The 13,841-nt window shown below is 54.4% G+C and carries 11 protein-coding genes; 8 read left to right on the top strand and 3 right to left on the bottom strand.

The window, feature by feature from the left end:
• Positions 1–262 precede the first annotated feature (262 nt).
• The 5 genes from DFP95_RS17805 to DFP95_RS17785 all read left to right on the top strand — a co-directional run bounded on the left by DFP95_RS17805 (position 263) and on the right by DFP95_RS17785 (position 6,872).
• Complete coding sequence (locus tag DFP95_RS17805; protein ID WP_115994013.1) at positions 263–1,045, top strand: SDR family NAD(P)-dependent oxidoreductase; 783 nt, start codon at positions 263–265, stop codon at positions 1,043–1,045.
• A 39-nt stretch (positions 1,046–1,084) separates the two neighbouring features.
• Positions 1,085–2,887 carry a DEAD/DEAH box helicase gene (locus tag DFP95_RS17800; protein WP_115994012.1) on the top strand — a complete coding sequence of 601 codons (1,803 nt, stop codon included), beginning with the start codon at positions 1,085–1,087 and terminating at the stop codon, positions 2,885–2,887.
• Between the two features lie 522 nt (positions 2,888–3,409).
• A complete protein-coding gene (locus tag DFP95_RS17795) occupies positions 3,410–4,678 on the top strand; it encodes an S-layer homology domain-containing protein (protein WP_115994011.1) in 1,269 nt (422 codons plus the stop codon).
• A gap of 174 nt (positions 4,679–4,852) precedes the next feature.
• Entirely contained in the window at positions 4,853–5,623 is a 771-nt protein-coding gene (locus DFP95_RS17790; RefSeq protein WP_115994162.1) for an ABC transporter ATP-binding protein, read from the top strand.
• Positions 5,616–6,872, top strand: coding sequence for an ABC transporter permease (locus DFP95_RS17785; protein ID WP_181907497.1), 1,257 nt, complete (start codon positions 5,616–5,618; stop codon positions 6,870–6,872). The genes DFP95_RS17790 and DFP95_RS17785 overlap by 8 nt, the downstream gene beginning before the upstream one ends.
• Positions 6,873–6,938: 66 nt before the next feature.
• Here DFP95_RS17785 and DFP95_RS17780 read toward each other — a convergent pair whose 3' ends face one another.
• Both DFP95_RS17780 and DFP95_RS17775 read right to left on the bottom strand, forming a co-directional pair.
• On the bottom strand, positions 6,939–8,243 hold the full coding sequence (locus tag DFP95_RS17780) for an aminotransferase class I/II-fold pyridoxal phosphate-dependent enzyme (RefSeq protein ID WP_115994009.1): 1,305 nt from the start codon (positions 8,241–8,243) through the stop codon (positions 6,939–6,941).
• 92 nt (positions 8,244–8,335) lie between these two features.
• Entirely contained in the window at positions 8,336–8,974 is a 639-nt protein-coding gene (locus DFP95_RS17775) for a pyridoxamine 5'-phosphate oxidase family protein (protein ID WP_115994008.1), read from the bottom strand.
• A gap of 256 nt (positions 8,975–9,230) precedes the next feature.
• Between DFP95_RS17775 and pdxR the strand changes: the two genes are divergently transcribed.
• Positions 9,231–10,796, top strand: a complete 1,566-nt coding sequence (gene pdxR, locus DFP95_RS17770; protein WP_115994007.1) for a MocR-like pyridoxine biosynthesis transcription factor PdxR — start codon at positions 9,231–9,233, stop codon at positions 10,794–10,796.
• A complete protein-coding gene (locus DFP95_RS17765) occupies positions 10,789–11,574 on the top strand; it encodes a helix-turn-helix domain-containing protein (protein ID WP_115994006.1) in 786 nt (261 codons plus the stop codon). The genes pdxR and DFP95_RS17765 overlap by 8 nt, the downstream gene beginning before the upstream one ends.
• Positions 11,575–11,678: 104 nt before the next feature.
• On the opposite strand, the gene asd is transcribed toward DFP95_RS17765, so the two are convergent.
• Positions 11,679–12,470: an archaetidylserine decarboxylase gene (gene asd / locus DFP95_RS17760; RefSeq protein WP_115994005.1), complete on the bottom strand. Its 792-nt coding sequence runs from the start codon at positions 12,468–12,470 to the stop codon at positions 11,679–11,681.
• Between the two features lie 168 nt (positions 12,471–12,638).
• Between asd and DFP95_RS17755 the strand changes: the two genes are divergently transcribed.
• Positions 12,639–13,787, top strand: coding sequence for a glycosyltransferase family 4 protein (locus DFP95_RS17755; protein WP_115994004.1), 1,149 nt, complete (start codon positions 12,639–12,641; stop codon positions 13,785–13,787).
• The last annotated feature ends 54 nt before the right edge of the window (positions 13,788–13,841 follow it).

Genomic DNA, 13,841 nt, shown 5'->3' with positions numbered 1-13,841 from the left:
CCAAAGTGCGGAGAGACGTGGAGCCTCGCTGCGCTTGTCGCCACTTTCTCCGAGAGCTTGCTGCGCGCTCCAAAGTGCGGAGAGACGTGGAGCCTCGCTGCGCTTGTCGCCACTTTCTCCGAGAGCTTGCTGCGCGCTCCAAAGTGCGGAGAGACGTGGAGCCTCGCTGCGCTTGTCGCCACTTTCTCCGAGTGCTCGCTGGGCGCTCCTAAGTGCCAGTGCGGAGCTCGAAACACACATTCGATTGTTAAGGATGGAAATAATGAAAGTAAATTTAACCGGCAAAGTCGTGTTGATTACCGGCGCATCTAGCGGGATCGGGGCATTGGTCGCGAAGCTGCTCGCTGATAAAGGGGCTATTCCCGTTCTGACGGCAAGATCGGTAGAGAAGATGCAAAAGCTGTCGTCCGCGATTCAAGGAGAGCATGCGATTTACGAGATGGACGTGACCTCCGAGGAGCTGGTTGATAGGGTGACCTCGCAAGTCTTGGACAGATACGGTAAAATTGACGTATTACTGAATAATGCAGGGTATGGCGAGTTTATTCCGTTCGCGAATGCTCCGTTGGCTCATTTTGAAGAAATGATGGACGTGAATTATTTGGGTACGGTTCGCTGCACCCGCGCGGTGCTTCCATCCATGATGGCATCGGGTGGAGGTCATATCGTTAACGTGGCTTCGATAGCGGGTAAAATGGCGACTGCGAAATCGACGGGATACTCGGCTAGTAAGCACGCGGTTCTTGGACTTACGAACGCGCTGAGACAAGAAATGCGGGGGACGGGTATAATGGTATCGGCCGTGAATCCGGGTCCGATCGATACGCCGTTCTTCGATCGGGCCGATCCGGATGGAAACTATGTGCGCAACGTGCGTTGGTTTATGATGTCGCCGGACAAGGTGGCTAGAGCTATCGTCTCGGTTATAGAAAAGCGCAAGCCGGAGCTTGACTTACCTTGGATAGCTTCAGCCGGCGTTAAGATCATGCAGTTGTTTCCCCGCGCGAGCGAAGCTTTGTTCGGACGGTTTATGAATAAGAAATAGGATGGTGGACGCATAGCCGTTCTATAATAAGGAGTTGGAATGATGGGTTTTATCGAATTGGGATTAAACGAGCTTCTCGCGGAGAAGTTGGCGGCTGCCGGCATATCGGAGCCTTCGGACGTACAGAGCCAAGCTTTGCCACCGTTGTTAAGCGGCAAGGACGGGGTGTTGGTATCGCCCACGGGAACGGGGAAGACGCTGGCGTATTTATTGCCGCTGCTGCAGAAAATCGACGGCACCCGCAAGGAAACGCAAGCGCTCGTGCTTGCGCCGACGCAAGAGTTGGCGATGCAAATCATGCGCGAGGCCGAAGTTTACGGGCAGCCGCTGGGCATTAAAGCGACCGCTCTGATCGGCGGAGCTTCTTTGGCTCGCCAGTTGGAGCGGATGAAAGGTAAGCCTGCGCTGATCGTAGGAACGCCGGGCCGGGTACGCGAAGTATCGAACACACGGAAGTTATCGCTTCACGCGGTATCTTTCGTCGTGATTGACGAAACGGACCGCGTATTTTCGCTGGGCGGGAAAAGCGACGTGGAATATTTGATGCGCCAATGCTCGCGCGACCGTCAAACCGTATTCGTATCGGCCACCCGCTCGGAAGCGATGAGGGATGCGGAGAAAAGATGGCAGAAGGATCCGTGGGTCTCGGACGTCACGGAATCTCAAAACGAGAACGGCCTCTCTTCAACTCTTCAGCATTGGTATTTCCTGAGCGACCGCCGGGAAAAGATCGATATGATTCGCCGGATCGTCAGGCATATGAAGCCATCTTCGGCGCTCTTGTTCGTTAACGATACGGAAAAGATCGGCGAGCTGCTGGCCAAACTTCGATATGAAGGCGTGTCGGCGGATGCTCTCTACGGAGATACGCGTGGACAAGAGCGGGGAGAAGTCATGCAACGGTTCCGCCAAGGCCGCACGAAGCTGCTGATCGCAACGGACGTTGCGGCACGGGGATTGGATCTTCCCGGCATGCCCCTAGTCATTCAATTCGAACCCGCGCTTGATGCGGATCACTACGTTCATCGTTCCGGCAGAACGGCCAGAATGGGACGCGACGGGACGTCGATCACTTTGATCTCCCACGAGGAACGGTTCATCATCGATAAGCTGGAGAAGCAACTGAAGATCCAGGTGCAGCCGAAAATGCTATACGAGGGAAAAGTCGTCTCCGTAGAGGAGGGCATGGAACGGAAAAATCCGACGTTGCCGGATCGCAAGCCCGGGACTGGCGAGACGAAGGACGGCAAACTTGTCTGGAAGTCGAAGGCGGAGTACTTGAAAACGTTGGAAACGAAGTCCGAAGGCGAGAAGCAGACTGTCGACCCTAAGAGACCGATCGCGGACAAGCGTCCGGGGGGCGAGACTGCTCGGCGTCCAGTCGCGAACAAGCGACCGACTACGGATGAGACGCCTAGACTTGGCGTAGTGTCGCGAGACAATCAACCTGTCCAAACTGCTTTTCCGGCCCGGAGTAAACCGGCGCACATCGTCGGAAAAGCGGATAGAGTCGAGATTGCTTCCGCTACGATTCCTGCATCTACAACGAACGGGAATAGCGACCTGACGGACCGCCGCCAAGCTCAGCCGTCCGACACGCGTCCGGCTAAACCGTCGGACCTTCGCGCAGCCAACCCTTCTGACAAACGCCAGGCCAAGCCTTCGGATAAGCCGACCGGCAAGCAGGCAGGTAAACAACCGGGCAAGGAAGCCGCCAAGCCCCCCGTCAAAACGGCGAAAGCGAAAGCCAAATCGGAACGCGCGCGCGACTCGAAAAACAAAGGCGCTCCGAAGTGGCTGAAGGAAAAGCGGGAGTCCGGCGCGGGTGATAAGAAAGAATAAGCTAGCGCCTGAAACGGTTAACTTAGGACTAGCTATAAGCTGGTTTTTACCCGTAAAACGAGTTTCTACCGGGCGAAGGCAGAATTAACGAACAAACGTCGCTAATTCGGAGCGAACAAGCCGTTGAAGGCAGAATTAACGAACAAACGTCGCTAACTCGGAGCTAACAAGCCGCAGCGGTTTGAATTAACGAACAAACGTCGCTAACTCGGAGCTAGCAAGCCGCAGCGGTTTGAATTAACGAACAAACGTCGCTAATTCGGGTCGAACAAGCCGCAGCGGTGAGAATTAACGAACAAATGTCGCTAATTCGGAGCGAACGAGCCGCAACGATGAGAATTAACGAGAAAATATAGCACATTAGGACCCGCTTCCGGATCTTCCCGGAAGTGGGTCCTTTCTCGTACTTTAGCCTCATTTTACCTCTAGGACCCTCTCAAAATCGAGCCCTCTCCCGAATGGTATAGGCATACGCGGTAATAACCGTGAAATCACTTAACTACCGAAGGAGTGTTGATTCTAATGAACAACTTAAAGAAGACGGCCGCGGCGACATTGGCGCTAACGATGATAATGGGAGGCGCGACGGGCGCGATGGCTTCCCCTAAGCACGGTTCGGACGATTGGAAGAATAGCTCCGCGCACGGAAACGGCAAAAACGACGATAAAAACGATCATAAAAACGACGATAAAAACAAAGGCAACCCAAATTCGAATTCCAATAAGGGCAACAAGGGCATCAACTTGGATTTCGGCGACTTGAATCAAAAGGAATGGAAATGGGCTTACGATCACATTATCCGGTTGGCGTCCCAAGGCGTGTTCAACGGATACGAGGACGGAAGCTTCAAGCCCAAAAACAATATCACGCGCATCGAAGCGCTCGTAGCGGCCGTACGTTTGCTCGGTTTGAAGGAAGAAGCCGAAAAGCCGGAGAACATGAACGCCAAGCTTAACTTTAAAGACTTCGACCAATTGAAGAACAAATACGGCTGGGCCGTAGGTTACGTAACCGTAGCTCTGGAGAACGACCTTTTCTCCGAAAGCGACGTTTCCATTCAAGCCGACAAGCCTGCTAACCGTCTGTGGGCTTCCGTTCTTCTTGTCAAGGCCATGAAGCTCGAAGGCGAAGCCAAGAAGAAGATGGACACGGTGTTGCCTTTCCGCGACACCAAAGACATTCCGGCTGGTTCCGTCGGTTACATCGCGGTCGCTTTGGAGAAAAATCTGATCACCGGCTACGGCGACAACACGTTCCAGCCGAACAGACCGGTAACCCGCGCGGAATTGGCGGCTTTGCTTGACCGCGTCGACCAACAATTGCCGGGAGATCAGAACGCCCAAGCGATTACCGGTAAAATTCAAACGATCTCGAACGGCAGCATTACGGTGAAAAGAACCGACAATACGACGGTTACCGTTCCGGTAGACGCGAACGTGTTTATTTTCCGGAAGGATGTCAAAGCTCCGTTGTCCGCCCTGCAAACCGGAGACGAGATTCTATTGCGCACCTTCCAAGGAAAAGCGGTATTCATCGAAGTAACGAAATTAGCCGTGCCTGTCACCCAACTGGTCGACGCCGGCAAAGTCAGCTTTTTCACTTTGAACCAGCAAGGTAAAATCGCGACGATCTCCTTAAGCAAGGACGTTAACGGCACGATGCAAACGATCATCTACAACGTCGATGCCAACGTAACGATTACGGGCAATTCCGGGGTGCTTTCGCCGAATCTGAACGTAGTCGTCAAAGGGAACAACAACATCGTGCAAACGATCGAGATTCTTTCGTAATATTCAAATACCTCATACGATCGTTATCCGGAGGGGGCCGCGCTTATGCGGCTCTCTTCGTTTTTGTGCGGAGCGCCTCCAGTCGGTATAATAGGAGAAAGGTTGTACGGGCGTGACCGAGGAGGAATCAAGGTGGCTTTGAAACACGGAAAAGAGAACGTTCCGGCATTAGAGATGACGAAACTGATAGGCGGATATAGCCAGCGGAGACCGGTGCTGCACGGCGTGTCGATTACCGTTCATCCGGGCGAGATGGTCGGATTGATCGGTCTCAACGGGGCCGGGAAGAGCACGGCGATTAAACATATTCTGGGGTTGATGGTTCCGCAAAGCGGAGAAGTCAGGGTGGCGGGCGTTAAGCTGGAGGAAAATCGCGAACAATACAGATCCTCGACCGCGTACGTGCCGGAGCAGCCGTCCCTTTTTCCCAATCTGACGGTGAAAGAGCACCTGCAATGGACGGCAATGGCTTACAAAATGGAAGAAGCCGATGCCGTGAAACGCATGGAGGAGTTAGCCCTTACGTTCCGGATGACGGAAGCGATGAACGCGTTGCCCGATACGTTATCCAAGGGAATGAAGCAGAAGGTTATGCTTATGAACGCGCTGCTCGTTCGCCCGCCGCTGCTTATTATAGACGAACCGTTCCTCGGACTCGATCCGCTGGCGATTCGCGGGCTACTGACAGCGTTGGAGGAAGTACGAGAAGGCGGTAGCGCGATTCTGCTAAGCTCGCATATTCTTCCGGCGTTGGAACGCAGAGCTAATCGGCTCGTCGTTCTGCACCGGGGGAGGATGATCGCGGAGGGAACGCCGCGGGAAGTGAAGACGCAGGCGGGCTGCACCGATCCGGAGTCGACGTTGGACGACGCGTTCGAAGCGCTTGTTCTGGCAGCCGAAGCGAAAGTGAAAGCGGAAGCGGAAGGAGGCCATAAGCGTGCTTGATCAGGGGCAGGAGAAGCAACTCGGCTTTCTGCGCTCTCTTCGCCAAAGTCGCGCCGCCGCTTTCCGCAATGAAATCGTTCCCCATTTCCGCTACGTGTTCCAGAGCGGATTCGGGTTATTCGCTTCGGCGATATTTTTCGCCGTTTTGGTGTGGTATGTGGATCTCATCAAGGACGTACCGGAGGACTGGCCGGCACGCTGGGTCGGAATCGCCGTTCTATCCTTGGCGGCACTGCGCGCTCCGCTTCGAACTTATTTCCGTCCTGCGGATTCGGTATTCTTATTGGCAATGGAAGTAAGCGTAGCGCAAGCTTATATTCGGCCGGCTTTGCGAGCGGCTATCGTTGCGGCCGTCTTGCGGACGTTAGCCGTATTTTGCTTATTCGTGCCGGTCTACGAACGGGCGCCGGAAACCGCGGTTCTTGCCGACGGCCATCCGACCGCGCTTCTGGGAATCCTGTTCGCGATCGTTGCGGGATGCAACGTTTACGCGGGCTGGAGAGAACGGAAAGCGGCTGCCGCATCGCGGCGCGTTATTCTTAAGCTGGCGAGATGGACGCTATCGGTCTTGGTTGTCGCGGTCCTGTTGCTGAAGCCCTTATCGATAGCGATTCCGTTGATGCTGCTATGCATGCTGATAGTCATTCTGTTATGGAAGATTCCGTCGCAGCATGCATTGCCATGGGACAGGCTAATCGAAGAAGAAGCGGCGATTCGTCGCCGCTGGATGGCTTTCCTCGGCTGGTTCGTCGACGTCCCGACGGAATCCTCCAAGCCTTCTCGCCGTCGCTGGATCGCCTGGGCGGGGGATTTCATGTTATGGAAACGCGGCAGGACATGGCATTTCTTATACGCCAAGTCGTTCTTGCGGGGAGAAACGTTCGGAGCTTACTTACGGTGGACCGTACTTGCAGGTATAATCATCGCCGTAACAAGTAACGTTGCTGCGGCGGGAGTCGTCTACGGAGTGGCTATTCTTATCGGAGGCTTGCAGCTTAGCGAGTTGAGAAGGGTACGCTTCGTCGAAACGGCCGCGACCGTACCGATCGCTCCGGAGGCGAGACTCGTTGCCGCGGCGGCAATCGCGCGCACGGCAGGTTTATCGATGGTCTTTATTCTCGGGCTAGTAGGCATTCTGTGCTCGTTTCAACTGGAGGTATGGCTGCCATTATGGGTCGGGGGCATGTTATGGTGCGGCTGGTGGATGCCGAGGAAGATCGCCAAACATTCCGACGAAGATGAAATTTGATCATAGAGAGTAAAAAGGAGCAGTCCCCACGTTCAGCGGGGGACTGCTCCTTTGATTTATGCCGGGTTATTCCTTGCCGCCTTTGACGTCAAGCACCGCTTTATGAATGCGGTCGAACAAATCCTCGAGATTCGCTTCTTCGATGCAAGAGAACGCAACCCGGAGATCGGTCGTACCTAGCGCGATCGTTCCGACTCCGTAGGCGTTCAATAAACGTTGGCGAACCGCTTCCGCATCCGCTGCGATCAGCTTTAGGCACATGAAGTAACCGGAGTTGAACGGGTAATACGTCCACTCCGCGCCATATTTACCGCTGTCCAGCAATTGCTTCACGCGGTTGGCGCGGCCTTTCATGATTTCGAATTTCTGTTCCTTCTGAGCTTGGAACTTATCCGATTTCAGCGCGCGGAGGATGAACGTCTGGGAAGGATGGGGGCCGCTTGAGATCGTCGCGCGGATAATTCCCGTCGTTTTCTGTTCAAGCGCAGATAAGCTGGCTTCGGTCAATCCCCCGTATGTGATGAAGCCGACGCGGAAGCCCCATACGTATTCTTCTTTCGTCGCTCCGTCGACTTTAATCGCAAGCACGCGTTCGTGCAGTCCGCACAATTGTCCGAACAGCGATTCCTGGAGGGAATCCTCGAAGAACAATCCGAAATAGGCGTCGTCGGTAACGGCTACGACGTTAATGCCTGCTTCCGCCGCTTCGCGAATGGCCGCGACGATCTCGCGTCCTTCCTCGACTCCTGGCGTGTAGCCGGTCGGGTTGATCGGAAAGTTGAGCAGCACGATCGCTTTGCCTCTGTCCTTCTGCGCGAGAAGGGCATCGCGCAGGCCTGCCGAGTTAAAGCGATTATCGGCATCGTATAGAGGATACTGCACCATTTCCGCGCCTCTGCGAACGCTAAAGGTCAACTCGTAATTTTCCCAGTTTTTGTCGGGGACGACGACGGCGTCGCCCTCATCGGCGAACAGATCGGACACGATGCTTAATCCGTGCGTGAGCGCGTTCGTAACGACCGGCAAGCTGAATGCCTTCCCGGCGACGGATGGGTTCTCGACGATCATTTTATCGCGCCATACGGTGCGCAGCTCCGGTTTGCCACCGGGAGGGGCATATTCGTAAATGTCCTTAGGCTCGTAAGCGGACAAGGTTTCTTGAATGACATCAAGGTGCATCGGTTTGCCGTTCTCGGTCGCGATGCCGATCGTAGCGTTATAGACGTTCGCCTTCTGCTTTGCTTCCGCGGATTGGCTCAGTATGCCTACCTTCGGCAAATAGATAGCCTTCCCTAAGCCGGATAGCATCTCGGCGACATGTGGATTATCTCGGGTTAAAGTTTCGTTCAATTGCTGTGCAAGGGGGTTCATAACTTCCATCCTTCCAAGGTTTATGACTAGGTGATATTATACACCATTGAAAGGGGAGCGTCATTGAATTCAGCGCGATTTACGGAAAAAAGTCAGGCGTTCGCCGAGTTATTTTTCTTCGGACGCTTTAATGCGCTGTCGCGGATGCGCTTTATCGTATCGGCATCATCGGGAAGACCTCTTTGGCACAAGCCTTGAACGACTTCCTCTCTGCGTTTATCCGATAAATTTTGCCCGAATTTGAATTTTCCCGTCATCTCCGACGGGTCTAACCGGAGAACGGCGACTCCTCGCAAGGAGCCGACATAGCGTTCGTTCGAAGCATCGATCGGAGCATGACCTCCTTCGGGTTGCATGTTCTTCAGAAGGGCGGCTAAGGCAAGAGCCTTCTCGTCGGCTTCCTCGACTTGAGCGACGATTCCGCGAATGCGGACGGAGCGAAAGTATACGGTCGCAGGGCAAGCTAAGTAGGGGTCCGAGAAATAGGACGGTATGAATGCATGCGCTTGGTAGGCAACGAATTCGACTCTGGGATCCGCCGCCAATCCGGCCATCTTCTCCCCGTGCTTGCTGCCATGGAAATAGATCGCCTGATTATGGTACACGTAATTGAGAGGTACCGCTTTGGGCCATCCGTCCGCGCCAATGAACGTTAATACTCCATCGTGAAGCTCGTTCAGGAATTCCTCGCATTGCTCCGGCTCCGAAACTTCGAATTCTTTTCTTCTCATCGGGCTTCCCCTCCATCTGTTGTCGATGAGATAGATTTTAAGACAGCAGATGGCAAGAGAAAAGGTCCAATTTATATGTATTTGACCAGTCCATTTGTAATTTGGTCTTAGCCGGTCCAGGAGACTCTCGATGGGATACCCGATATTGTGCGGGCAGGTGCGGTAGCTCGCGGGAGTGAACCTGCCTGCCGAAGATTGACAACATAAATAATAGGAATTACATTAAACTCACTAGTCCATTCGGAAGGGTGAGCGGATGATATTCCCCTTTGCGTATTCCGCAAAGCTTATCGAGTGCGGAAGCAAACATCTGGCCTTGTACTTGGCCATTCGGGAAGCGATCACGGAAGGAAAGCTTTCCCCCGGCGAACGGCTTCCCTCGACGCGCCGGCTTGCCGCTTTGTACGATTTATCCCGCGGAAGCGTTAGCGTCGCTTACGAGATGCTGACGGCCGAGGGATTCGTGCAAGCGGGCGTCGGACAAGGGACGTTCGTTGCCGGATGGGAACATGAAGCCGAAACGACCAAAGCGACCGCGACGGAAGCGACCGCGACGGAAGCATCCGCCGTCGCGCCTTCATTAACGAAATGGGGCAGGCGGCTAATGAAGCTGAGGCCGTTTGAAATCCCGCATTCCCCTGAGCCGGCAGTGCAATTAACGGAAATGGCCGAACTTCTATCTTTTGTCCCGGAGGGCGTCGGAAAAGCATGGTTTCCCTGGTCGGAATGGAAGGCCGAAGTAGCGATGCAATGGAAGAAGCTCGGCGCCTCGCAAGAAGGCGATCCCCTTGCGACGGAAGGCAGCTGGCAGCTACGCCAGGCGATCGCCGGAAGATTGAGGAGGGAACGGGGAATCGGCTGCGAGCCTTGCGATATCGTTATTACGGCCGGCTCCATGCAAGCGATAGCTCTGATTGCCCAACTGTTATTGGAGGAAGGCAAAACCGCCGTCGTAGAGAACCCGAGCTACACGGGGATACAGCTCGCGGTCAGCGCGACTGGAGCCCGCATGTTAGCGCAGGACGTTGACCGAAACGGTATCGTTCCGCAAGATTGGAAGGCGGATCTCCTATTCGTGACGCCGACCCGGCAGTTCCCGACGGGAGTCGTGCTTAGCTACGAGAGGCGGCGCGCCTTATTGGCTTGGGCATCGAGGCACGATGCATGGATCGTCGAAGATGATTACGACAGCGATTTTCGCTGGGGAGGTCGTCCGATCGAGCCGTTGAAATCATTGGACAAGGAAGGTCGGGTCATCTACGTCGGCACCTTCTCGCGTTCAATGGGCAAAGGCGTCCGGATCGGCTACGCGGTCTTGCCCAAGGAGCTGATCCATCCGTTCATTTCGGCGAAAAATCTGTACGATCCCTATCCGACTGGCATCGCGGAGCAGCAATCGTTGGCGAAATGGATGTCGGAGGGCGGCTATGATCGACACATGCGCCGGGTGCGCAGAATATTCGGAAGGCTCGAGAGCAAGCTGAGATTAGGACTAGAGCGTGAGTTAAGCGAACTGTTCGATATTGTTCCATCGGATGCGGGGCTGCATGTATATGCGAAATGGAAGAAGTCCGCGGAAGCGTACGAGCTTCTCGTCCGGCAGTGCGCCTTACGGAGCGTGACATGGAAAGACGGGGCCAGATATATCGTTCGCGACGCGGATGAAGAAGCGAATAAGCCTGTCGTCCGAACGGCGCTGTTCGGCTTCGCCCATCTGGACGAAAGCTTAATCGACATCGGGATCAACAGAATCCGCCGTGCGGCGAACGAATTGGGATTAATCGGCTCCGACGAGGGGCAAGGAGGAAACGTACATGCTTGATTTGCAGCCTTCATCATTCATTCTGCTTCCGGCTTTCGCCAAAATATCGTGCGAGCCGGGCTGGAAGTGGCAAAAGAGAGAGAAGCCTCTGGCCAATTACGATATTTTCTACGTTTGGAGCGGAGAAGGGGAGCTGTTCCTGAACGGGAAGCCGTATACTCTGGGCAAGGGAAGCTGCTTCTTATTCCGTCCGGGAGACCATACGAGCGCGACTCATAATCCCCAGAAGCCGCTCGTGCTGACATACATTCATTTCGACGTGTCGGAGGAAGCATCGCTCGTTCCCGAGCCGTATCGCTGCCTTGACGATACGTTCGACTTCGAGCACATGCTCGCGAGGTACGTTCGGTTATTTCTCGTCCGAACCTTCGCCGCGGAGGAAGAAGCACGGTTAATCCTGAAGCAGCTGATTATCCACCTGCTGCGCGATGACCGCGAGGAACCCGTCGAGCGTAAAGCAAGCAACCAGCTGACGGAGAGCATCCGCGAAGTCGCGAATTATATCCAACAGCATCCCGGGGTCGTTCATCGCGTGGACGATCTAGGCAAACGCGCAGGATTATCGTCGAGGTATTTCTCCATCAAATTCAAAGAGCTTATCGGCGTGTCCGTTCAAACCTACATGATCAGAACGCGCATCGAACGGGCGCAGCATCTGCTTATGCATGCGGGGATGAACGTGACGGAGGTGGCGGATGCCCTCGGTTACCGGGATATTTTCTTCTTCAGCCGGCAGTTCAAGCAGTATACGGGCAAAAGCCCGTCGGAAATTCGTTGAAGGTTGGACGAGTTCACTTACGCTTATTTCCGTTAGCAACGGCAAAAAAATCCCGTCTCCATGGAGACGGGATTTTTGCCTTTATCGGCAAGGGTAAGTACAACTTACCCTCTACTCTTCAACATTCCCAGCTTCTCGCCCATGCGGACTTTATCGCCGGTTTTCAGATCCGGACGAGGCAGAAGCGTGCCATCCTGCGTCAGAAGAACGATCGTCGAGCCGAATTCGAAGTAAGCAAGCTCGTCTCCGCGCTCCAGATCCTTAGGCATCGGTTCAACGTATTTAATACTGCTTACGTTCAAAGCTCCGACCTTGACGACGGCGGTTTCGCCGATTTCGTTGCGAATATAAGTGACAAGGCGTTCGTTGCGGGACAAGACGCGTTTCATCGACGTGAGGCCGAATTCGTTGACAGGGTAGACGCGGCCGGGAATGTGCTCGGTTTCCACGATCTCGCCGTCACAGGGAGAATGGATGCGATGATAATCCGTCGGGCTCAAATAAAGTACCCAAAAATAGCCGTGCCGGTATTGGGATAGCCGGGGAGATTCGTTAAGAAGCTCCTCTATCGTATAATCCTGTCCCTTTACCTGAAGCAGCATTCCGTCTTCGATAACGCCGCAGCCGGTAATTTTGGCATCGACGGGGCTCACCAAGGCTCCTATCGTAGCATCGATGGGGCGTTTGCCGGGCTTTAGTCTCCGGGTAAAGAAATCGTTAAGGGATCGGTATTCGTCCAGCCGTTTCTCCGCCTCTTCCACCGGAATCTTGTACATCGCGGCGAAACGCGGAATCCATCGGCGGCTCAAGGAAGATTTAGCGAAACGTCCCGTCAGTCGGGACACGAATTTGCGTGAGGACAGCTCCGTCATCATGCGCAGCAGCGAGCGTTTCATGCGGCCGAGCACTCCTTTATCGTCATAATATATTCCCGTGAATTGTGACACATCGGTCGCCAAAGTGCAATAGTCGCCGTCTCCGGGGTAGAAGCCGTGTCTTTTTATCCGGTGCCTGTATATGCTGTCACGTCAAGCCATTCAAAGCCCGGCAAGGAGACGAAAACGATGCTAAAAGCGGCTTTCATAACTCCGGGAGCCTATCCGGTTCCTTCATCGATGGGCGGATCGGTCGAGCGCGTCGTAGAGAAGGTCGTTCCCGGGCTTGTACCGCATGTTAATGCCGTCATATACGGACGAATCGGTAATCGGCTGCCCGCGAGGGGAAGCTTGAACGGCGTTACCGTAGAACGATTTTCCGGAGCGGATAAATCCGTTTATTTGAAACGGGTATGCGGAAGACTGGGGAAACTTCGTCCGAACGTCATTCAAGTCGAGAACCGTCCCTTATGGGTTCCCCGCCTGAAACGGATATTTCCACATAGCCGGATTTGGTTAAACTTACATTCCACGACTTTTATTAACGCGCCATATGCGACTAGCTCGCAAAGGACGAAATGTTTGCAAGCAGCGGATTATATACAGGTGAACAGCGATTTTCTCCGTGCGTACGTGCAGAGAAAGGTTCCTCAAGTAGCCCATAAAATCAGGGTCAACCATCTGGGCGTGGACGTGGCTAGATTCCCGGGGAGATCGACCGGGGAAGGGCTTGTCATGCGAGATGAGCTGCGCTCCAAAATGGGATGGGGAAACAGGCCGGTCGTGCTTTACGTGGGCCGTCTTGTTCCGCAAAAGGGAGTGCATCATCTCTTGGCGGCGATCCCTGCCCTAATCGCCAGAGCTCCGGACGTATTGATCGTGATCGTAGGGAGCGCGTTATATGGTTCGCATCGGCAGACGGGATACGTCAAGAGACTGCATAGACAGGCGAGAAGATGGAAGAAACACGTACATTTTCAACCTTACGTGCCGCACCACGAAATTCCTCGCTGGTTCGTCATGGCCGATATCGCCGTCGTTCCTTCGATCGGCCAGGAAGCATTCGGATTGGTTAATCTTGAAGCGATGGCCGCCGAGCTTCCCGTTGTAGCGACGAGGGCCGGCGGCATGAAAGAAGTCGTGGCCGATGGGGAGACGGGATTTCTGGTAAATCCGGAAGTACCGCTTATCGTCCCGGAATTAGCCGCTAGAATCGGCCATCTGCTTGTTCATGAACCGGTACGAAGAGAGATGGGGCGCAAAGGCCGCGAACGTGTGCTGAACTCCTTTCAATGGAGACATACGGCGGAACGTTGGCTTGGCTTTCAGCGCGAATGAGCGTTTCCTGACGCAATTCAATCATTAAAATGGCGGGACAGGTGACCCTGTTCC

The sequence above is a fragment of the Cohnella lupini genome (genome assembly GCF_003386205.1).
GTDB lineage: Bacteria > Bacillota > Bacilli > Paenibacillales > Paenibacillaceae > Cohnella > Cohnella lupini.
Note: the sequence above shows the minus strand (reverse complement) of the source record. Positions and strands in the feature narration are given on the sequence as shown.